The following is a 21180-nucleotide window of genomic DNA, read 5'->3' on the forward strand; positions in this document are numbered from 1 at the left end:
CCTGCACCTGGTGCGGTTCCACATGCTGGACCGTGCGCCCTTGACCTCGGGCCAGGGCCCGCAGACCTCTGCGCTGACAAGCATCAAGGTCGGCAAGGCCCAGCCACCCAGCCCCACCGAGCAAGGCCCGAAAGACCCGGTGCAGATGCCGTCCGGCCAGGTCACCCGTGACAAGGCGCTGTCCGACAAGCGCGGGCTCTACGTCCGGCCCTGCCACATCGTCGAACACGAGGACAACAAGATGATGCGGGCCCAGAAGTGGGCTTGGCCGTCCGAAGCTGTCGGTGTCTCCGAGCGGTAGCAGGCCGCGGGTGCGCGTCGGCGGCTTGTCGACCATGTACGGCGACCTTTCCGTTCTGGTCCAGGGGTCGGCTGATGCACAGCTGAAGGAATGGTGTCAGCGGTGGGGGTGGCCGGGGTTCCGTCGGAGAAGCGGGTCGGGGCGCCGTTGGCGAGCGTGCGCTGAGATCCCCGCAGGCCGCGGAAGCCGACGATCAGGTCCGCCCGCTCCCCTGGAGAGATCACCAGTAGTGCGTCCCCAGGGGCGTGCGCGGAGAGGGCAAGTGGGAGCACACCGGTCGCAGCTACCGGAGCATCGCCCGCTACTGGCATGTCCTGGACCCGATCCTCAAGGGGTGGCTCGCGGACGGTACCGAGAGCCTGCGCGAGATCACTCAGGACGACGTCAAGCGCGCCATCGCCACCCGCAAGGGGACGCCGGCCCGCTCGATCCACATCGTCCTTCGGAACGTCTTCCGGGCCCTTCGGCAAGAAGGTGTGATCTTCCGCGATCCCACCCGCGGCCTCGTCTTCGCCGGGATCAACAAGCCCCCACCTTCCGTGCCCTCGGACCGGCTGGCTGGCGTCCTCAGCCACGCACGGAACGAATTCCAACGCTTCGTGATGGTGCTGGTCTGCGTTCACGCGCTCAGCGGCACCGACATGCGCCACCTGCTACTCACCGACCTCGACCTGTCCCGTGAGCGCCTCATCGTCCGGCGCCCCGGCAAACGGCACATCATCTACCTGGACGAACTCACCTACCGTTGCGCCTCCGCGTGGCTGCGTGAACGTCACCGCCGCTGGCCGGTAACCACCAACCCGCATCTGCTGATCAACCGATGGACTGCGGTAGACACCACTCACTCGCCCATCGGCACCACGTTCGCCAACATCTTCCGGCCCACCGGACTCACGATGCCGACGCTGCGGCAAGACCGAATCCGCGATGAGGCGTTCGAGGTCGACGACCCGCTCCACCTGATGCGCCTGTTCGGCATCTCCTCGCAGACCGCCATGCGGTACATCACCGCGGCCCACCCTGAACGCACCGCGAAGCTGCCCCGGTAGACCACGCTACGGGGCGGGACCTACCGGGGCATCGGAGCTGGGGGTGTGGAGGGCGGGTGGCGGGAAGGCGTCGACCGCGACCAGCAGGTCCTTCGCCGCGCGCCTCAGGTCTGGCGGGTCAGGGGCGCCGGGCAGGCTCAGCAGCGCGTCCGCCGCACTGCGCACACACGCTGCGGCAACCTCGTCCGGCCATTCCGTCAGCGAGCCGGTCAGGACCCGGTACGCGTCCCGCAGCATACCCAGCGCCCGTATGCCCGACGCGCCCCGCGCGGTCAGGGCCTTCCCCAGGTCCTCGTCGATTTCGGGAGTTCGCCCGCACCCGTGAGCGGCGTCTCATTGCTCACCAGTGCACCGTAGAGCCGGCCGGACCACATCGGGGCCAGAACCAGGCACCCCGTCGCCCACCGCCGCACGGCTACCTCAACCCAGGCGTCCCGCAGTCTGGTTGCGGCGGCCGCTCACCTGATTGGGTGAACTCCACGGCTCTGGGCGGTGGTTGTGTCGCGGACAGTGGCAAATTCCGTGCTGCACGTCGGTGGCTCATCACCGGCGTCCGCCTCATGCCGCCTCCGGCGGAGCAGGAGCAAGCTGCGAGAGGTCCAGGCGCCACCGAGGCGCTGTTGGGGCTGATCGTTCTTCGGACGCTGGCCGGTGGACCGTACGGGGCGAGGACCGCCGCACACCCTCACGGTGTCGGCCCGATTCCTCGTCGGCACGAGGCTTCGGCACTCGGGCGCGTGACACGCTCCCGATGGTCGGGAGTTTCTGTGCTCGCCCGGGATGCCCCGGGTGGAAGGACGACACCATGGCCGTGAAACGGTCCGACGACATCTACCCGCAGATCGGCAACGCCCTCTGGGCCGACCGTCTGGCGGACGCAATCGAGAACACCTGCGCGGACTACGAGGTCGTACCGCCTCCGCGGCAGGCGATCCTCGAGGGTCTGGCCGCCGCGCTCCCGGACACCGAGATCAAGGCCCTGATCGCCACCCAGCGCGGCAGGAAGGTCCTCAAGCCCACCGTCTGCCGGCCCGCGAAGGCCGGCGACGAACAGGTGCTCCTGCTGACCTGCGATGTCCACGGCGCCGCGGTGGTTCCGTGGGACCTCAACGACCGCACGGCCAGCTGCTGGTCGTCGCCCGCCCCGGAGGCCAGCCAACGCGTCAAGGACCTCGTCGCCGTCGAGCTAGCGCTCCAGGACGCCGCGAAGGGCGCGAAGTCCGCCGAGAAGGAGCGGGAGGCGCTGCGCCGGGCGCCCGGGGACGACACGTACGCGTCGCAGGCGTTGGCGGCGGCCACACAGAAGCATCAGGACGCCATCCGTCACCTGCACGAGCTTGAGGCCGAGAAGCACGCTCTGCTCGCCGCGCTGGGCCACCGGCGGCCGCGCCCGGTGGTCCGCGCCGTCCATGAGGACGGGCAGCCGAAGGCGGCGCTCACCCTCGCCGAGCAGCCGTACGCGGTGGCCGTGCACATGCAGCGGTACGCCGCCGATAACCTGAAGCGCGCCGGCACGAAGCGCGGGTACGACCTGGCCGAGTCCCTCGCGGACGCGGGCCAGCTTTCCAAGGGCATGAACGTCCTGCAGCAGTGGCAGATCACCCACGCCGACGGCACGGTGTCGAAGCCGTGGCGGCTGGCTGCGGTGACGGGGAACAACCGTGCGCTGGCCCGGTTGGATGTCTTCCGGGTACGTCCGGAGCACCTGGTCATGGGCATGCCGCAGTCTCTCGTGCCCCTGCCGAAGGACAAGAAGGACGGCCCCGAGCCCCTGCTGCTGAGTCTGCGGGAGATCCTGAACCGCCTCTCTGCCCGGCTCAACCGGGATGGTGCGAAGCCGGAGACGGAGGCGACCGACCCGTCGCTCCGGGCGGCGAAGATCGCCACGGTGTCCGCGGAGATCGTGATCGGCTGCACGAATCCCGAGGCCCTGGAACACGTCCTGCGGGCCCTGAACGTCAACGACCACCTGCGCGGCATCCAGCCCTACGACGAGGACGCGCGGCTGATCGCCCTGTTCGCGACGCTGGTCGACGCCTACGCCAGGGAGTCCCTCCTCGCGGACGCGCTCGCTGAGGCGTTCCCCGACGCGCGCGGGGCGGACCTCCTCGATCTGACGGGGGTGCGCGACGCGCTGACGGTCAACGGGCCGCTCGATCCGCTGGAGCCGCTCGTGCCCGCGGGCGCCGACCTCTCCCCGGTCGTGCTGCGTGACATCGCGGTGCAGGCCATCACCGCCTTGGTGTTCCCCGGGATTCCGCCCGAGGCGCCGCAGCAGGCGAACGGGCGCACCGTCCGCGACACCGGACGGTTTTGGCCGGTCGTCAGGGGGACGCTGCAGGAGCCGGCGTGGAGCCAAATCCGGGCGAAGGCAGCCGAAGGGCGTATGCGTCTGTGGTCCGCCGCCGTCGCGCAGCTGTTCGTGCACCGGGGCAACATCCTCTCCGCCCTCGGCCTCTTCGGCACCACGGAGACCAAGGAGGGCGCCGGACAAGATCCGAGGCCGCTCACGGAGCTGCTCCTCGGGGCGGAGGCCGGTGACGCGACCGCCTGGACCGCCCTGGTCCGGCGGATGACACCGGCGCTGATCCACGCTCCGCAGCCGTTCATCACCCCGGGGCAGGGCAGCGAGGCCAGCGATGGGCGCAAGGGAGTGCGCCGCACCCCCAAGAGCGCCCTCGCCGCCTTGACACTGGCGTACACGGTGGGCGCGCCAGGTGTCAGCCGGGCCCTTCTGCTCGCGTTCGCGAAGGCAGTGCTGAAGCAGCCGGATGCGCCGCGGCCGCCCGAGCCGGACGATGGCACGCCCCTGATCTGTTACGGCGAGCAGCATTGGGCCGAGGCAGACCGGACGGCGATCACTGCGGGGATGGTGATCGCCCCTGACACCGAGGGCCGGCCCACCCGTTACGTCGCCGACAAGGCGTGGTTCGACGAGCTGTTCCCCGTGAGCCTCGGTACCCCTGCGCCGACCGCGTCCGCAAACTCCGCCGACGCACCTGCGGGCGCCGGGAACACCGCGGACGCCGACACCCCGCCCATCGCGCACGGCGAGGCGGCCCCCGACCCGCGCGACCAGCTCGCCAAGCTGCGCCGGGAACTGCCGGCGCGGGTCGAACTCGCCGAGGGGAATTACCAGAAGGCGGTGGACGCCTCCCACGCCCTGATGACGGACTTCGAGGAGGCGCACCGCCTGCGTGTCCAGCTTGAGGAGGAGTCGCTCCCGGCCGAGCGGCGGATCGAGTGGATGGAGAAGCTGTCGAAGGCCCGGGCCGCGGCGCAAGCCAGCGTGACGACGCTCGAACAGGTGGAAGCGCTGATCCTCAAGATCTGACCGGTCAGATCGGGTACGGGCGGGCCCTCGGCACGGTCGAGGGACCGCCCCCTCGTTCCTGCTCCGCGAACACCGCCGGCCCGCAACGGCCTCGAGGCACAGGTCCGCGGTCAGATACCGCTCCTCACCGTGCCCCGAGCGCTGGACGACGCCACGGTCAGCGCGATCGTCGGTCGGCCGGTCGACAGATGGGAACAGGCCCGTCTGGTGCTTGAGGTGATCGAGGCCGAGCACGGGATGGCGCCGCAAGGTCGCCGAGATGGCCCGCAAGGTCGCCGAGATGGCCCGCCTTGCCCTGGCCGTGCGCGAGGCCGAGGGAGCTGAGCGGCTGCCCGAGGCCATGCTGCGGGACCTGCCGACCAACGGGGACGCGGCGCCTGGCCCTGCTGCGGGCCGGGCTCCTGGAAGAGGCCGGCAAGCCCATTCGGTTCCCCCTGAACGAACCGCCAAGCTGCCCCGGTGACCGAGCCCAGTTCAGGCGTCCTGGGAGCTCTCGGTACTGTCCTTGGACTCGGCCATCACTCTGCCGCCGACGAAAGCCACACCGAGGGCGACTGCGGCGGTAGCGCCGACCAGCACCTTTTTGAGCGCCCCATCCAAGAACTGCTTGTTCTCGCTGTCCTTTTGAGATTGCATCCTTGCAGTTTCCTGGATCTGCTCGATCAGAAACTTCTTCTCTTCCCGGCTCAGGTCGTCTTTGCCGAGTTCGCCCTTGAGGATGTCCCTGACCTCCTGCCAGGCCCGGTGGACATGCTCCTGACTTTGGTTGTTGGCTGAGAACGTAGACTGGTGCGCTCTCTCGATGGCACTCACAGCATCCTTGGCGAAGTCCTTGAACGCGGGGAACTGTTCGACGATCTTGAGAGCCACCTCGGTGTCCATGTTGGGCATCATGGCTGCGAACCTGACCATCTTATCTTTGGAGAGGTTCCTCCAGGACTCGATCCCAAGCGCCTTCATGATCTGAGCTTCGTTCTTGTACTTCATGCCACGGACCCCCTTGACTTCAGCCGGGCAGCCATGGGGGCAAAGGCCCACAGACGCCGCCAATCGCTCCAGACCCCCTGGGCTGATCTGCCTGTAACCTAACGCGAGTTGGCCCCGAACCCATGCGTCTCCTGACGCAATGCGCCGGCCGCTCGGTCCGGTTCGAGCTCTACCGAGTCTCAGATTCTGTGAACTGGCGCGCTTTCGCCTGTTCGCGCCTCGATGAGGTTTTGGTCAACGAAGCGGGCGCGTTGTACGACCGCTTCCGCCACCTCGGAGTCTTCGACCGAGCACAGGTCAGGAACATCGCACTCCGCCACGAGGGACGCGTGATGGCACTCCGCTTCTCCGATACACAATTATTGTCGCGCCCTGTGCCTTTGGCTCGTCTCCGGCACCTCGCCGAGGCGCAGGGGCATAAGTTGTCCCTGCGGTCGAACTTCCGGATCAGCCCGCGACTGTTCCGCGCCGTGTATGAGGAAGGGCACGCCAGACCGTGACACCGCCATCGAGGAAACCGGTCCTGATGTCGATCCACCCGCGCTTCGCCTCGGCGACTCTCGACGGCACCAAGACCGTCGAGCTGCGTCGGCGTCGGGTCGCCTTCCCGCCGGGGGCCCTCGTGGTGCTCTACGCCTCCGCGCCCGAGATGGCACTGGTCGGCACCGTCCGCGTCGACACCGTCGTCACCGCTGAACCAGGCCACCTCTGGGAGAGCGTTGCCGCGCGATCCGGAATCACCCGGCGCGAATACGATCAGTACGCGACCGGGGTCGGCGCGCTGTCAGCGCTCTTCCTCGATACTCCGAGGAAACTGCCCGCGCCCGTGCCGCTCACCACGCTGCGCCGAGCGTGCTCGTCCTTTACCGTCCCGCAGAGTTACCGCTATTTCAACGTGGAGGAACTCAAGTCCATCGCAAGCGCCGACGCAGCAGGTGCCGAACTCCTCCAGCGGGTCATCGACTCCGGTTCCGCCTGATGAGGAACCCGAGGGGTTGCCCGGGCCGCTGTGGTGTACGCGTGTCTGGACAAGGACTGATCCGACGGTCGGGCACGCGGGCCGGGCTGCTTCGAATTCCACGCCTGTCGATGCGAGGCCATAGGGTCTTTCCCATACGCTTCGACCGCATCGAGCACCAGTGGGGGGCCACTATGCAAGCCAAGGAGACGCTGTTAGCCGACCTCGTTCAGGGACGCGCCCAGCAGTTCCAGGTGCCGCTCTACCAGCGGACGTATTCCTGGACGGAGAAGCATCTGAAGCAGCTGTGGAGCGACATCCTGGAACAGGCCGAGCTGCTGGAAACCGGAGGGAAAGCCAGCACGCACTTCCTCGGTTCGCTCGTGCTCGCCCCGTCCCCGCAGAACGAGGCCACGTTCCCCCGCTGGCTCGTCGTCGACGGTCAGCAGCGGCTGACCACGCTCGCCCTCGCCCTCGCCGCTATCCGTGACCACATCGCCGGGACCCAGCCGGAGGAGGCCGAGCGCATCGATGAGGAATACCTGATCAACAAACGCAAGAGCGGCCACGACCACCTACGACTGCTGCCGACCCAGGCCGACCGGCCCCCGTTCGCCGCGCACATCCGCGGCGCGGTCACGGACCAGGCCGCCGGCGGCGGCGTCGCGGCGGCTTACGGCTTCTTCCGCCGCAAGCTCGTCGAAGCGGACGATCCTGCGGCCCCGCAGGACGTGTTCCGCCTCGAGCAGGCCATCACCTCCCGGCTCACGCTGGTGGCGGTGACCGCCGAGCGCGGCGACAATGTGCACCGCATCTTCGAGTCCCTCAACAACACCGGACTCAAGCTCAGCCAGGCCGACCTGCTGCGCAACTACCTCTTCATGCGGCTGCCCACCCGCGGGGAGCACATCTACGAGACCTACTGGCTGCCGCTGCAGAACAGCCTGAGCAACGACGAGCTCGAACAGCTCATGTGGCTGCAACTGGTGCTCGATGGGGACGACCGGGTCCGCCGCCAGGACCTGTACACCGCTCAGCAGCAGCGATTCGAGCACGGGGAGGTGGGCGAGCCGGAGATCGAGGCGTACATCAGGGAACTGCACCGCCACGGGACTCTCTTCCGTCGGCTGCTCCACCCCGAAGAGGAGCCTGACGCATCGGTCCGCGCCCATCTGCACCGCCTGGACGCCTGGCAGGCCCAGGTCACCTACCCCGCGCTGATGCTGCTGCTCGACCGGCGCGAGCGCGGGGAGCTCGACTCCCCCGCCACGGCCCGCGCCATGTCGTACATCGAAAGCTTCCTGGTCCGCCGGATGATCTGCCGGGTGCCGACGAACAACCTCAACCGGATCTTCCAGGCCATGCCCGGTCAGCTCCCGCTCGACGTGCCGGTCGACCAGGGCCTGCACCAGCTGCTCTCCGCGGACAACCGCTTCTGGCCCGACGACGACGAACTGCGCGAGAAGGCCCGCACAGCCCCCTTCTACCAGTACGGGCGCTGGAATCAGCGCAGGATGGTCCTGGAGCGGCTGGAGGAAAGCCACGAGCATCCCGAGCCTGTGGACTTCGCCGCCGCCCAGCTCACCATCGAGCACGTCATGCCGCAGTCGCCCGGTGACGAGTGGCTGGAGATGCTGCGCGAGGACGCGGCCGACTCCGAGAGCACGGAGGACCTGCACGCCCGGCTGCAGCACACCCTCGGGAACCTGACCCTCACCGCGGTCAACTCCGAGCTGTCCAACCACCCCTTCGAACGCAAGCAGGGCTTGCTACAGGGCAGCCACCTGGAGATGAACCGCCGTATCGCCGCCACCGAGCGCTGGGGAGCCACGGAGATCCTGGCCCGCGCCGACGAGCTCGCCGAGCGCGCGATCGGACTGTGGCCGGCCCCGCTGCGAGGCGTCGGCCGCGCGGAGCGCAGCCGGGACTGGCATCTGGCCCACCAGGTGCTCGCGGCGCTGCCGCACGGCACATGGACCTCCTACGGCGACCTCGCCGCGTTCCTCGGCTCGGGAGCCCAGGCCGTGGGCACCCATCTGGCCAACACGCCCCAGGTGGCCAACGCGTACCGGGTGCTCACCTCCGACGGAAAGGTCTCCGACGGCTTCCGCTGGGCACCCCAGGACACCGGCGGCGACATCCGCGCCCGACTGGCCGCCGACGGCATTCGCTTCACCATCTCCGGAGCCGCCGACCCGGCACAGCGCCTCACCTCCGACGATCTCGCCCTGCTGATCGCCGGCGCCGACGAGGACCAGACGGACGGCGAGGACACCACACAGGACACCGCGACAGCCGGCCAGGGCGAGGAGACACGCGCAGACCGGTTCATCCGCCAGCTCACTGCGGACGACTCCCCCGAAACGGTGGAGGCGGTACGCACGCTCCTCGCTCGCTGGGAAGCACTCGGCGGCTGGATCGGCTACGGCGCGGGACACGTCACCACCAGCGCATTCCTCGTACTCGGAGAGGCAGGCGGACCCGGACACGGCATCTGGCCGCTGACGCTCTACCCGGGCAGCGGGCGCGGCGGCACGGCCGAGGTGGTCTTCCAGCACCTCGCGGCGCGCGAGCCCTTCACCGACCGAGCCCTGCGAGCCGAACTCCTCAGGCGCCTCAACGAACTGGAGGGCGTCGACATCCCGGAAGGCAAGCTGGAACTCCGGCCCAGCTTCCGGCTGTCCCTGCTGGAGAAGGACCACAACCGCAAGCTGCTCACTGAGACCCTGACCTGGTTCCGGGACCGCTGGGAGAGCGGGCGCACGTCCTGAGAAGCGGGCCGGACGAGGGAAACCAGGGGGGACTGTCCTGGGCTACGGACGATCTCGTGAACGTCCGTAGAACGTGTCCGAGGGGGGATTGCAACCATTACCCCACGGATCCAACCGCTGATCACGGTGCTGGAACTACTGGCGCCCCAGTGAACGGATGCGCAGGTCCGAGCCCTCAGTGGGGCGCCCGGGACGTGGGAAGCATCGTCACTCTCTGACCAGCCGGCCCGAGGCGAGGACAGCGATGTGATCGCCGAAGCAGCAGATCAGGTGCCCCTCTTCGCTGAGCGCCACCGCGCGGCAGGGGGCCATGAGGTGCACCACACCGGTCTGCCGACGCATCGTCAGGTCCCAGACTCGCACCGTCCGGTCACCGGAGCCGGTCACCGCGACGGCGCGACCGTCCAGGGACGCGCAGGCGACGGCGGTCACCGGCCCGGTGTGGCCGGCCAGCGGCCCTCCGATGGGTGTTCTCGTGTCCAGGTCCCACACCCGCGCCGTCCGGTCATCCGAGCCGGTGACCGTGACCAGTCCACGGGCGAGCGCGGTGACGGCCAGCGCGCGCACCGCGCCCGGCCGGTCGTGATCGCCGAGCGGGGACGTGCTCCCGGTGGCCGGATCCCACACCCGCAGCTCCCCACAGGCGGAGGCGACGACGCCAACCGGCCGACCGTTCAGCGCCCCGCATGCCACGGCGCGCAGTGGGCCGTCGGACACGGTGACCGGCTCGCCGAACGGCTCCCCGGTCGCCAGATCCCACGCCCGCGCCGTGCCGTCCTCGGCCGCGCCGACCACGAGGGGTCGGTCGTCCAGCGTCATGCACGCCACCGCCGTGATACCGCTTCCGCCCCGGGCCATCCGGGTGGCGAGAGCCTGCCCGCTCGTCAGGTCCCAGACCCGCACTGTGCCGTCATCCGAGCCGGTGACCGCGACCGAACGCCCGTCGAGCACCGTGCATGCCACCGCGACCACCGTGGCGATGTGCCCGGTCAGGGGCTTGCCAAGGGCCTGCCCTGTCGACGCGTCCCACATCCGAACGGTCTTGTCGCTGGCGCCGGTGACCGCCACCGGCCGGTCGCCCAGCCGGGTGGCCACGGCCACGGTGACTTCGCCGGTGTGGCCAGTGCGCCATGCACCGACCCGCTTCCCGGCGGTCAGCAGGTCCCAGACCCGCACCGTCCGGTCGTCGGACGCCGTCACGGCGATGGGGCTGCCGTCGAGGACCAGGCAGGCCACCGCGTTCACGCCTCCGGTGTGTCCGGTCATCGGCTCCCCGGCGGACTCCCCGGTGGCCAGTTCCCAGGCCCGCACCGTCCCGTCGCTGGAGGCGGAGACGGCGACCGGCCGCCCGTCCAGCACCGCGCAGGTGATCGCGACAACGGCCCTGGTGTGCCCGAACATCGGCCCGCGGACCAGCCGCCGCGTTCCCAGGTCCCATACCCGAAGCGTCCCGTCGCTGGAGGCGGTGACCAGGACCGGGCGACCGCCCAGCCGCGCGCAGGCCACCCCGTTCACCCAGGCCCCGTGCCCGGTCTGCATCGGGTCCAGGACCGGCCGGCTGGTCTCCAGGTCCCACACCCGCACCGTGCGGTCACCCGAACAGGAGATCGCCACCGGGCGGCCGTCCAGCTCGGTGCAGGCGACCGCCGCCACTGTGCTGGTGTGCCCGGTCATCGGCTGCCCGATGGCCTTGCCCGTGGCCAGATCCCACACCCGTACCGTGCCGTCGTACGAGCCGGTGACGGCGACCGGGCGGCCCAGCTCGGTACATGCCGCCGCGACCACGGGCCCGGTGTGTCCGGCCAGTGGCCCGCCGACCGGCGTGCCCGTGTTCAGGTCCCACACGCGCACCGTCCGGTCGCCGGACCCGGTGACGGCGACCGGCCGCCCGTTCAGTTCGATGCACGCTACGGCGGTCACCGCCCCGGTGTGACCGGTCAACGGTTGCCCGACGGACCTGCCGGTGGCCAGCTCGTGCACCCGGACCGTGGTGTCGCCGTGTCCGGTGACGGCGACCGGATGACCGTCGAGCAGCGCGAGTGCCATGGCACGCACCGGCCCGGCGGCGGACGGCAGGGTGTCGCGCAGCGTGGGGGAGAGCGTGCCACCCGACCCCCACAGGGGTTTCCACATGTGGTCCGCGGCACGGCCGTTGAGCGCCGCGAGGAAGGGCGAGACGTTGTACCGGGCCGCGTCCAGGGCGAGGATCTGGCGTCGTTCGTCGGTGCCGGTGCGGCGGTGGGTGCCGAAGGAGGTGCGGTAGATGGTGGCGGGGAGCTGGGCGGCCGGGGACCGGGCCATGGGCAGGTGGGGCATCAGCCCGGCCGGGTCGGCGTGCACCAGGTACTCGGGGTCGGTGACCAGTTCGTCGAGCAGCCCGCCGTGCGCTGCGTGCCCGGCCAGGTGGCGCCGGGTGTACGGGTGGGCGCGGCTCCAGTCGCGAGCGCCGTCAGGGCCGTAGGGGACCCGGGAGACCAGGGTGCGCGTGAACGCGGCATGTACCGCGGCCGTCTCCACGCCCTCGCGTAGATGCTCGGCGAGCGCGCGGTGGTAGAGCCGGTAGGCGGACCGGCCGTCCTCGGTGACCTCGACCACGTAGGCCCCGGCGGCCTCGCGCAGCCACAGCAGGTCGTCGTCGACGCAGGGGCGTTCGGACACCGCCTCGGCCAGCGGTGCCCAGATGTCCTCCCAGGGCAGCCCGCGGCCCTCTGCGAAGGCCAGCGGGCGCAGCAGGTCGGTGGCGCGGGCCGCGTCCGCGCCCAAGCGCTGCCGCAGGTCCCGGCGCATGGCCTCGCTGGGCAGCTTAGGCAGGCTGGCCCGCCAGGCAGGGTCGGCCGGGTCGGGCAGCGCGGGGTCGGCCGCCAGGGTGCCCGCGGAGATCCGGGCGACGAGGAACGACCGGCCGGCCGCCGCGGCGATCCCGCGGGCGACGGCCATCCGCAGTGGAGGCGGGCAGTTCTCGTAGGGAGAGCGGGGGTGGGCCCTGATGAGGGTGCGGATCGTGTACTCCAGCAGGGCGTCCGGGTCCGCGTACCGGTCGGCGTCGAGATCGACGACGTCGATCCGCCCGGTACGCTCCAGTTCAAGCCAGGGCAGCAGGTGCGGGCGGGTGCCCATCAGCAGCCGGACCCGGCCGCTGGCGTGTGTGATCAGGGGGCGCAGTACCTGGCTGCACAGGAGGATCGGGGTGGCTGCCTCGTCGAGGGCGTCGATCAGAACGGTGAACGGCCGATCGTCGCTGGACTTCCGGGGCCCGAGGGCTTCCAGGAACTCCCCCAGCGTGCCGGCCCGGACCCGGGCGCCGGCGGCCAGGCCCTGGAGCACTTGATCGTTGGTGAGGTTCTGGGCGTGGATGCTGACGTCGACGGCGTGCTGCGGCAGGGACTGCGGGTCCAAGACCAAGCTGTCGAAAGGGACGGTGCGGCGCCGCTCGGGGTGGGTCAGGGCGGCGATCAGGCCGAGGACGGCTGTCTTGCCCGAGCCCGGGTCCCCGGTGACGGCCAGCGCGGGCTGCGCGGGACTGCGGGCCACAAGCCAATCGGTGATCGTGCCGAGCGCCGCCCGGCGGCCGGCGAACCACCAGCCGGCGTGGTCGGGAGTGGCGCCTTGGGCTCCGGCCAGCAGCCGGGTGCGGAACTCGGTCTCCCGCCGCGCGGCGTGCTCCTCCCACTGGGCGGCCTGCTGAAGCTCCAGGTCGACCTCGGTACGTCGGGTTTGGTGGCGGGGGTTGGCGAGGAAGGGCGGCACCTCGCCGGTCAGGCCGATTTGGGTGAGGCCGATGCGCTGGTGGGGAGGCCGGTCCGGGTGGTCGTTCATCCGCTGAACCACGGAGTCCAGCGCCAGGGTGCGCGGGCCGTGGCCCGCGGTGGCCAGGCTGGTCACAGCCTGTTCGAGGAGATGGGGGAACGCCCCGGTTTCGGCTTGTTCCTGGGGCTGGGCGGCGGAGATGACGATCAGGCCGGAGCCGGTCTCCTCGCCCCACTGGTGGTTCATCCGGTCCAGGGCGGCGGCGGCGAGTTCGTTGCCGCCCCGGCCGGAGTAGCAGGTGTCCAAGAGCATGAGCAGGCGGCGCACATGGGTGCGGCGCAGAATCTTGCGGGCCAGGCGGCGGGTGGGCAGAGCGTCGTCGATGTCCTTGGGGTCGGTGTCCGCGGTGAGCAGGACGTGCTCGCCGTCGTCGTCGAGGACTTCGCCGTGTCCCGCGATGTAGACGGCGACCAGGTCGTCGGGTCGGCGCTCCGCGGACATGCAGAACGCGCGCAGTCCAGTGGTGAGCTGATCGCTGGTCGGATCAAGTCCGAGATCGGTGACGTGACGGTAGCCGAGGCGGTTGGTGAAGAGTTCGACGACGCGTCGGCGGGCGTCGGCCAGGTCGGGGCGGTCCCAGCCGAGATGGGTGGCCTTCGGGTACCGGGTGATCGCCGTTGCGATCAGGAAACGGCGGGGCGCCGAGCCGTCCTCAGCCGGCACCGAGCCGTCCTCAGGCGGCACCGAGTCCTCCGACGATGGCCGCGCCGGTGCGGGCGTCCGTCAGATAGGCGGTCGCGTCGTGAGCGTGAGCTCCGTTGTGAACCACCACGCCGGTCACTCGCGGGCCGAACGCCGGGCGCAGGTCCTTGACCAAAGCCACGACATCGCCGTGGTCCACCACATTCGTCCACGCCAAGTCCGCACCGCCCGGCCACCGGTGGACCGGGCCGGGGTCCGGCTCGAGCCGGTCGAGCACCATGCGCATCCCGAGCGGCGAGCCGAGGGTCACCAGCGCCCGCACCGGATGGCCGGGCAGGGCACACAGCGCCTCATAGGCCACCACCGAGCCCAGCGAGTGTGCCACGACGACCCGGGTGTCGTCGCCGATGGCCGCATGCACCCGACCCCGAACCGCCTCGCGCAGCCCCGACTCGGTCAGGTAACGGCGGGTCTGCTTCAGGTCGAAGACCAAGGCCCGGAGTGCCAGGCCGGAGAAGAACCGCGACCGGGACAGGGCGCGCAGGGCGGCCTGCACCGACCGGGGAGTGCGCGCCAGGGTGTCGCCGCGCGGCGGCGCCACCCGGTCGTCCACCGCCGCAGCAGCCTCCCACCAGGCGAGGAGCAGATCCTGCTCGAAGCCCTCCGCCACGTCGGCGGAGGTGTAGGGCGGGTCGCCCACCGCCAGCGGGCGCCCGGCCGGCCGGAACAGGTCGCCGTAGAAGCCCATGGCCAGATCCCCCTCCCCCGGCAGTGCGCCGCCGGCCTGCCGCAGGCCGTCCCGCAGCGCCGGTCGCCATCTGCTCAGCAGGCTCTCTTGCCCCAGTACTTGTTGGCCCACCCCGTGTACCCCGACCACACGCGCCATGCCACCCTCGCGTCCACATCGCCCCACCAAGAACACTATATGAGGGCGCCCCGGCGGCCCGCCCGCATCCGGCGGCCGTGAGCGATGGGAAGTCGGGGAGCACGCCCAGACCTGAAGTCGAGGCCCTGCTGACGGATTCGGCCACTGACGATACGGCTGTGGTGACACAAGGAAGGCTCCGCGGTAGCCCGAGCCACGTTCCCACTCATCGCCCGAGATGCGAGCCTCTCATACGGACCGGGACCGGATGGTGGATGTGCTGCGTATCGCGGCGGGGAACGGCCTGCAGGACGAAGGCAAGATCGGGCACATCGGCCTGTCGAAAGTCACCCCCGAGGACATCGACGACGCCCGCCAGGAATTCACCGTCGCCGCGGTCCAGAACGTCCTCAACATAACCGTGCTCCGACCCGCGCTGAAAAACTACAGCGACCTCGACATCGCCTACGTCGCATACCGACCACTCGACGCCGTCGCCCTCGCTGCCACCTGGGGAGTCGCCGAGCCCTCCACTGGCTCTTCAACCGCGGCGACCACATCGCCCCACCCTCAGCACAAGCCAACCGCAACACATCGAACCCCTCGTGACCGCTGCCATGGACTCGACATGACGGCGACGCGAACGACCTCTCCCACCGCGTCCAGCCCAGCACCCGCACCAACGCGAAAGAGCGCTCCTACGAGAACTGGCGGCCACCAGTAACCGCGGTATCGCTACTCGTCCCCGTCGGGCCCGGGTCTCTGCTCGTGCCCGAAGCCCTGGGCCACATCGACCTACCCATCGGCACAGTGCACGACGGCAGACCCCATGGCAGGCCCGCCCAACAGATGCTGATGGGCCCGAACGGCATCCCAGTCGCGCGAAGGGCCGTCGTAGACGAAATGAGGACCGGGCCACTCCGAGGCCGGTACAGCGAGGCGACCGACGGCGACTTGCCCGCGTTCTTCCCCGTTTTGATCGTCAGCCTCTTCGCGATGTCGAGTACCGGCACGCCCTTGTTCTTCAGCGCGATGGCGAAGGTGAGCATGTCCCCGTCGATGACCTTCGGCCGTCCGCCGTGGTTGCCCTTCGCCTCGGCGGTCACCTGCCCCTCGAGGACGACCAAGCCCCTATCCCAAGTGCAGCAACGCGAAGCCAGCGGCGCACAGGACGCCTCCTGCGAGGGCTATGAAGCCTCCTGACATCCTCATCCGCGCTTCCGGGGAGACCGGATGGACGGGTTCGGCAAGGCTGCCCCTGAGCAGGCGGGCTTCGCGGACACGTGCTCTCATTCGCGCGGCTTGGCGGGTGGACATCCCGCGTACGTCGAAGGCGAAGCCCAAACCGAAGATCACGGCGATCGCACCGGCGCCGAGGGCCCCGACGCAGAATGCCAGCGGCGGGCCAGAGCGAGCGGCCAGCGGGAGCAGAGCAAACATCCCGGCATCCTATCTGAACTGCACATCTTACGATTGGGGACTGACGGTCAATCCGTGCCGGACCGCGGTGCCCCCGGCAACAGCAGCGGCTGACCAGACGCCCGGTGGGGAAGCGGCGTCGCGTTGCCCGGCAATGATTTCTGCCTCCTGCACGGACGGCTCGTGCAGTTCAACCACTTCACCGGGACAGGGAACTGAGCCGACAAGGAACCTTCGTCCCCTCCTTGAGGCACTGGACCTGCTGGAAGGCGCCGTCCGAGCCCCGGCCGACGGCCCGCGCACGCAGATCGACAACGTGCGGACCAGGCTACGGAAGGCCGAGAGACACACCTCGAGTACCTCGCGATCGCCCGCAAGACCGTCAGCGGCCTCGCCGACCGGCTCCCCACATCCCCGCTCGAGCTGCCCGAGCACCCGGACTACCCGCACATCCTCGCCGCCTTCAACGAGGCGAGCTTCTCGATCGCGCCGGGCGGGCACCGTGGCCCAGCATCGGGGTCGGGCGGTGCCCGGTCGGGTCATCCTCGGGTGAGCACGCATCTCAGCGGTCTGCCGGTCGGCATCATCCGTGGCATCAGTGACCGGGCGGACGGCACGAAGAACGGCGCGGAGGACCGCGAGCGGCAACCGCGTGCCGCGGCGAACGCGGCGGCTTTCGCGGTACGGCTGTCGACGAACCTCACGACCGAGCGGATCCAGCGGATGGTCACCGAGCTCGGCTCCGTCAAGGACCGGCTCCTCGCCGCCGCCCCCGAACGCAAGCAGCCCCGGTACGAGAGCCTCGGACTCGCACCCATCTTCGACGTGAAAAAGAGGACCGTGATCGTGGAATCACAGCCCTCATGTACGTACGGAGAGTGTCCGAGGGGGGACTTGAACCCCCACGCCCGATAAAGGGCACTAGCACCTCAAGCTAGCGCGTCTGCCATTCCGCCACCCGGACCAGGTGTGCTCCGCGGCTCGGCCGCGGCGACACGGACCACGATACCAAGGTTTGGGAGTGCGTTTCACCTGCGTATGCCGGGCGCCCACCCCCGCGCCGACCTGGGGGGACGCGGGGGTGGGCACGGAGGGTGGTCAGTCGGGCATCAGGTGGTAGTCGGGGAAGTTGCCGGGGAGGCGCTCGGGGTCCGGGCCGTCGGTGACGGCGCGGACCAGGAGGTCTCCGCCGACGAAGGCGCCGCGCCAGGAGGCGCCGAAGCCGCCGAAGAGCTCATCGCGGTCGCCGCGGGAGCGGGGCTTGCCGTGGCCGGTCTTGAAGGCGCGGATCTGGGGGGCCAGGCGGTCGTAGGTGTCGGGGTCGTCGCAGGAGAGGGTGGCGACGAGGGCGCCGTTGCTGGCGTTCATGGCGGCGAGCAGTTCGGCCTCGGTGTCGACCAGGACGAGGGTGTCGACCGGGCCGAAGGGCTCGGCGTGGTGGAGCGGGGAGGTCGAGGGCGGGTTGAGGAGGGTGACGGGGGCCGTGTAGGCGGAGAGGTCCTGGCCGGGGAGGAAGTGGCCGTCGGCGAGGTCGCCGCGGTGGAGCGGGACGGCGCCGCGGTCGATGGCCTCGGACACCTGGTCGGCGAGTTCCTTGGCCTTGGCCGCGTTGATCAGGGGGCCGAAGTCCAGGTCGGGGAGGTTGTCGGTGGGGTTCTCCACCGCCAGGGGGTGGCCCACGCGGATGGAGCGCGCCGCCGGGAGGTAGACGGAGAGGAAGGCGTCGAAGGACGAGCGCTGGACGACGAAGCGCGGATAGGCGGTGCAGCGCTGCTTGCCGTAGTCGAAGGTCTTGCGGATCAGCGGGGCGAGGGCGTCCCAGTCGGTGAAGTTCCAGATGCCCCAGGCGTTGAGCCCCTCCTGCTCGAGGATGTGGCGCTTGCCGAGGTCGGCGACGGCGGTGGCGACCCGGGCGCCGGTGTCGCGGCCGCCGACGAAGGAGACGCAGCCGATCTCGGGCGAGCGGACGAGGGCCTCGGAGAGCTCGCCGCCGCTGCCGCTGAGGAGGGTGACCGGGATGCCCTCGCGGGCGGCGAGCGCGCAGGCGAGGGTGAGGCAGGACAGCCCGCCGTCGGTGGGTGTCTTGGCGATGACGGCGTTGCCGGCCAGCGCCTGGACGAGCATGGCGTGGGCGAGGACGCTCATCGGGTAGTTCCAGCTGGCGATGTTGGAGACCGGGCCGGGCAGCGGGGTGCGGCCCTCGGCCATGCGGTCGATCTCGTCGACGTACCAGCGGACGCCGTCGATGGCCCGGTCCACATCGGCCTGGGCCAGCCGCCAGGGCTTGCCGATCTCCCAGACCAGGAGCAGGGCGAGCAGCTCGCGGTGTTCGCAGAGCGCGTCGAGGGTGGCGGACACCCGCGCCCGGCGCTCCGGGAGGGCGATGTGGCGCCAGCCGCGATGCTGGTCGAGGGAGGCGCGTACGGCCTGGTGGGCGGTGGTGGCGTCCAGCCGTGGCGGGCCCGCGATGGGGGTGCCGTCCACGGGGGTGGTGGCGGGGAGGGCCCGGCCGTCGCGGTGCCAGGTGCCGTCCCAGAGGTTGAGGACTCGGTCGTCCTGGAACGCCTCGGGGGCGACGGCCAGGCAGCGCTGCCAGGCGTCGTCCCAGGCGGTTCCGGGCTTGAGGGTGAGGGTGGGTGCCATCGGTGATCTCCGCTCTCGTTGCACAGGCGGGGCGGGATGTGGCGGCCGTACGGCAGGGACGCCCATACGGCATGAGTCTGCGTACGACGCCCGTACGGCATGGGCGTGCGTACGGGGAGGAAGGTAGTGGCACGGAGTGTGACCCTGACCCGGTCGCGGACCGGGTATGGCTCACATCACGCGAGGTTGCCGGGTGTTTCGGCCAGAAGGGCCAATACCAGCCCGGCGGTCTCGGTGGGGGTCGCTCCCACGCTCACGCCCGCCGCCTCCAGCGCCGCCTTCTTGGCCGCCGCGGTGCCCGAGGAGCCGGAGACGATGGCGCCCACGTGGCCCATCGTCCTGCCCTCGGGGGCGGTGAAGCCCGCGATGTAGCCGACGACCGGCTTGGTGACGCGGTCGGCGATGTACCGCGCGGCACGCTCCTCCGCGTCGCCGCCGATCTCCCCGATCATCACGATCAGGTCGGTGTCGGGGTCGGCCTCGAAGGCGGCGAGGGCGTCGATGTGGGTGGTGCCGATGACCGGGTCGCCGCCGATGCCCACGCAGGTGGAGAAGCCGACGTCCCGCAGCTCGTACATGAGTTGGTAGGTGAGGGTGCCGGACTTGGACACCAGCCCGATCCGGCCCGGCTTGGTGATGTCGGCGGGGATGATCCCGGCGTTGGACTGGCCCGGGGAGATCAGTCCGGGGCAGTTCGGGCCGATGACCCTGGTGGCGCGGGCCCGGGCGTACGCCTGGAAAGCGACCGCGTCATGGACCGGGATGCCCTCGGTGATGACGACGGCGAGCGGTATCCGGGCGTCGGCGGCCTCCGTGACGGCGGCCTTGGCGTGGGGCGGCGGGACGAAGAGGACGCTCACATCGGCGCCGGTGGTGTCCATGGCCTCGCGTACGGAGCCGAAGACGGGCACCGTACGGCCGTCGATGTCGACCCGGGTCCCGGCCTTGCGCGGATTGACCCCGCCGACGATATCGGCGCCCGCGGCGAGCATCCTCCGGGTGTGCTTCATGCCTTCCGCGCCGGTCATGCCCTGGACGATGACCTTGCTGTCCTTGGTGAGGAAGATGGCCATGATGTGCGCCCCCTACGCGGCGAGTTCGGCGGCGCGCGCGGCGGCGCCGTCCATGGTGTCGGCCTGGTGGACGAGTGGATGAGCCAATTGGCCAAGGATGGCCCGGCCACGTGCGGCGTTGTTGCCGTCGAGCCGGACCACCAGCGGTTTGGTGAGGGTCACGGTGTCCAGTGCGCGCACGATGCCGTCGGCCACCGCGTCACAGGCGGTGATGCCGCCGAAGACGTTGACCAGAACGGAGCGCACATCGGGGTCGTCGAGGACGAGGGAGAGACCGTCGGCCATCACCTGGGCGGAGGCGCCGCCGCCGATGTCGAGGAAGTCGGCGGGGCGGGCGCCGCAGCCCGCGACGACGTCCAGGGTGGACATCACCAGGCCCGCGCCGTTGCCGATGACGCCCACCTGGCCACCCAGCTTCACATAGCCGAGCCCGGCGGCCGCGGCCCGGGCCTCCAGCGGGTCCCGGGCGCGGTCGTCGGCGGCGTCCCATGACGGCTGCCGGAAGCGGGCGTTGCCGTCCAGGGTGACCTTTCCGTCCAGGGCCACGATCGCACCGTCCCGGGTCACCACCAGCGGGTTGACCTCGACGAGGAGGGCGTCGTGCGCGGTCAGGACGGTCCACAGCCGTCGTATGGTCTCGGTCGTCTCGCGCGGCAGTCCCCCGGCGGCGGCGATCTCGGCGGCCTTCGCCTCGGTCACTCCCCCGGCCGGGTCGACGGCGATCCGGGCCACCGCCTCGGGGCGGCGCGCCGCGACCTCCTCGATCTCCATACCGCCCTCGGCGGAGGCGATGGCCAGGAAGCGGCCCGCGGCCCGGTCGAGGGTGAAGCCGAGGTACATCTCCCGTGCCACCTCGACGGGTTCGGCGACCATCACGCGGTGGACGGTGTGGCCCTTGATGCCCATGCCGAGGATCCGGCGTGCGGTCAGTTCGGCCGCGGCCGGGTCGTCGGCGAGCTTCACCCCGCCCGCCTTGCCCCGGCCTCCGGTCTTCACCTGGGCCTTGATGACGACGCGTCCGCCGAGCCGTTCGGCGGCCGCGCGGGCGGCCTCGGCCGTGTCCACGACCTCCGCCCTCGGCACCAAGACACCGTTGTGATGGAGGAGTTCCCGTGCCTGATGTTCGTACAGGTCCATTGCCCGCTCCCTGTGCTCCCTGATGGCCCGTCAACAGCGCTTGATCCAGCGCTGGATTCAACGAGTGGTGCACGCCCCCTGGACATCGCTCGGCCGATGGTGGGATAACAAAGTTCATACAGGATAACGTCGACTGTATGCAATCCAGCGATCCATCCGCGAGGCAGCACCGAACCCCTACGAAGGGACGCGAT

The 21180-nt window shown here is 70.4% G+C and carries 15 protein-coding genes and 1 tRNA gene; 8 read left to right on the forward strand and 8 right to left on the reverse strand.

Annotation, left to right across the window (positions count from 1 at the left end):
* The first annotated feature begins 10 nt into the window (after positions 1-10).
* Both LIV37_RS12610 and LIV37_RS12615 read left to right on the forward strand, forming a co-directional pair.
* Positions 11-301, forward strand: a complete 291-nt coding sequence (locus LIV37_RS12610) for a cupredoxin domain-containing protein (RefSeq protein WP_020867500.1) — start codon at positions 11-13, stop codon at positions 299-301.
* A 245-nt stretch (positions 302-546) separates the two neighbouring features.
* Entirely contained in the window at positions 547-1350 is an 804-nt protein-coding gene (locus tag LIV37_RS12615) for a hypothetical protein (RefSeq protein ID WP_020867501.1), read from the forward strand.
* A gap of 6 nt (positions 1351-1356) precedes the next feature.
* Here LIV37_RS12615 and LIV37_RS12620 read toward each other — a convergent pair whose 3' ends face one another.
* Positions 1357-1587, reverse strand: coding sequence for a hypothetical protein (locus tag LIV37_RS12620; protein ID WP_020867502.1), 231 nt, complete (start codon positions 1585-1587; stop codon positions 1357-1359).
* 568 nt (positions 1588-2155) lie between these two features.
* Between LIV37_RS12620 and LIV37_RS12625 the strand changes: the two genes are divergently transcribed.
* Positions 2156-4684 carry a hypothetical protein gene (locus LIV37_RS12625; protein ID WP_020867503.1) on the forward strand — a complete coding sequence of 843 codons (2529 nt, stop codon included), beginning with the start codon at positions 2156-2158 and terminating at the stop codon, positions 4682-4684.
* Between the two features lie 474 nt (positions 4685-5158).
* Here the strand turns inward: LIV37_RS12625 and LIV37_RS12630 are convergent, their stop codons facing one another.
* Positions 5159-5671: a hypothetical protein gene (locus tag LIV37_RS12630; RefSeq protein WP_020867504.1), complete on the reverse strand. Its 513-nt coding sequence runs from the start codon at positions 5669-5671 to the stop codon at positions 5159-5161.
* A 526-nt stretch (positions 5672-6197) separates the two neighbouring features.
* Here LIV37_RS12630 and LIV37_RS12635 point away from each other — a divergent pair.
* Complete coding sequence (locus LIV37_RS12635; RefSeq protein ID WP_020867506.1) at positions 6198-6650, forward strand: ASCH domain-containing protein; 453 nt, start codon at positions 6198-6200, stop codon at positions 6648-6650.
* Between the two features lie 173 nt (positions 6651-6823).
* Complete coding sequence (locus LIV37_RS12640; RefSeq protein WP_020867507.1) at positions 6824-9400, forward strand: GmrSD restriction endonuclease domain-containing protein; 2577 nt, start codon at positions 6824-6826, stop codon at positions 9398-9400.
* A 207-nt stretch (positions 9401-9607) separates the two neighbouring features.
* Here LIV37_RS12640 and LIV37_RS51740 read toward each other — a convergent pair whose 3' ends face one another.
* Entirely contained in the window at positions 9608-13870 is a 4263-nt protein-coding gene (locus tag LIV37_RS51740) for a caspase family protein (RefSeq protein WP_148717849.1), read from the reverse strand.
* A gap of 10 nt (positions 13871-13880) precedes the next feature.
* Positions 13881-14735, reverse strand: coding sequence for a lipase family protein (locus LIV37_RS12655; protein ID WP_020867509.1), 855 nt, complete (start codon positions 14733-14735; stop codon positions 13881-13883).
* 247 nt (positions 14736-14982) lie between these two features.
* On the opposite strand from LIV37_RS12655, the gene LIV37_RS12660 reads away from it, so the two are divergent.
* The 3 genes from LIV37_RS12660 to LIV37_RS52560 all read left to right on the forward strand — a co-directional run bounded on the left by LIV37_RS12660 (position 14983) and on the right by LIV37_RS52560 (position 17048).
* Complete coding sequence (locus LIV37_RS12660) at positions 14983-15438, forward strand: aldo/keto reductase (RefSeq protein WP_158634912.1); 456 nt, start codon at positions 14983-14985, stop codon at positions 15436-15438.
* Between the two features lie 230 nt (positions 15439-15668).
* On the forward strand, positions 15669-15917 hold the full coding sequence (locus tag LIV37_RS12665; RefSeq protein ID WP_158634911.1) for a hypothetical protein: 249 nt from the start codon (positions 15669-15671) through the stop codon (positions 15915-15917).
* A gap of 765 nt (positions 15918-16682) precedes the next feature.
* Positions 16683-17048 carry a hypothetical protein gene (locus LIV37_RS52560; RefSeq protein ID WP_373920612.1) on the forward strand — a complete coding sequence of 122 codons (366 nt, stop codon included), beginning with the start codon at positions 16683-16685 and terminating at the stop codon, positions 17046-17048.
* Here the strand turns inward: LIV37_RS52560 and LIV37_RS12675 are convergent.
* The 4 genes from LIV37_RS12675 to sucC form a co-directional block, all read right to left on the reverse strand.
* Positions 17013-17097 (reverse strand) — tRNA-Leu (locus LIV37_RS12675). The two genes, LIV37_RS52560 and LIV37_RS12675, sit on opposite strands and share 36 nt — an antisense overlap.
* 134 nt (positions 17098-17231) lie before the next feature.
* A complete protein-coding gene (locus tag LIV37_RS12680) occupies positions 17232-18776 on the reverse strand; it encodes an aldehyde dehydrogenase family protein (RefSeq protein WP_020867511.1) in 1545 nt (514 codons plus the stop codon).
* Positions 18777-18952: 176 nt separating this feature from the next.
* Positions 18953-19849, reverse strand: coding sequence for a succinate--CoA ligase subunit alpha (gene sucD / locus LIV37_RS12685; RefSeq protein ID WP_020867512.1), 897 nt, complete (start codon positions 19847-19849; stop codon positions 18953-18955).
* 12 nt (positions 19850-19861) lie between these two features.
* On the reverse strand, positions 19862-20986 hold the full coding sequence (sucC, locus tag LIV37_RS12690) for an ADP-forming succinate--CoA ligase subunit beta (protein WP_020867513.1): 1125 nt from the start codon (positions 20984-20986) through the stop codon (positions 19862-19864).
* Positions 20987-21180: the final 194 nt, after the last annotated feature.

It is taken from the genome of Streptomyces rapamycinicus NRRL 5491 (assembly GCF_024298965.1).
Lineage (GTDB): Bacteria > Actinomycetota > Actinomycetes > Streptomycetales > Streptomycetaceae > Streptomyces > Streptomyces rapamycinicus.

Bases quoted from the DNA above. Each gene is read 5' to 3' on its own strand.
- LIV37_RS12625 (WP_020867503.1), top strand. From the start codon at position 2,156: ATGGCCGTGAAACGGTCCGACGACATCTACCCGCAGATCGGCAACGCC.
- LIV37_RS12655 (WP_020867509.1), bottom strand. From the start codon at position 14,735: ATGGCGCGTGTGGTCGGGGTACACGGGGTGGGCCAACAAGTACTGGGG.
- LIV37_RS12680 (WP_020867511.1), bottom strand. From the start codon at position 18,776: ATGGCACCCACCCTCACCCTCAAGCCCGGAACCGCCTGGGACGACGCC.
- LIV37_RS12660 (WP_158634912.1), top strand. From the start codon at position 14,983: ATGGTGGATGTGCTGCGTATCGCGGCGGGGAACGGCCTGCAGGACGAA.
- LIV37_RS12640 (WP_020867507.1), top strand. From the start codon at position 6,824: ATGCAAGCCAAGGAGACGCTGTTAGCCGACCTCGTTCAGGGACGCGCC.
- sucC (WP_020867513.1), bottom strand. From the start codon at position 20,986: ATGGACCTGTACGAACATCAGGCACGGGAACTCCTCCATCACAACGGT.
- LIV37_RS12620 (WP_020867502.1), bottom strand. From the start codon at position 1,587: ATGCTGCGGGACGCGTACCGGGTCCTGACCGGCTCGCTGACGGAATGG.
- LIV37_RS12635 (WP_020867506.1), top strand. From the start codon at position 6,198: ATGTCGATCCACCCGCGCTTCGCCTCGGCGACTCTCGACGGCACCAAG.
- LIV37_RS12630 (WP_020867504.1), bottom strand. From the start codon at position 5,671: ATGAAGTACAAGAACGAAGCTCAGATCATGAAGGCGCTTGGGATCGAG.
- sucD (WP_020867512.1), bottom strand. From the start codon at position 19,849: ATGGCCATCTTCCTCACCAAGGACAGCAAGGTCATCGTCCAGGGCATG.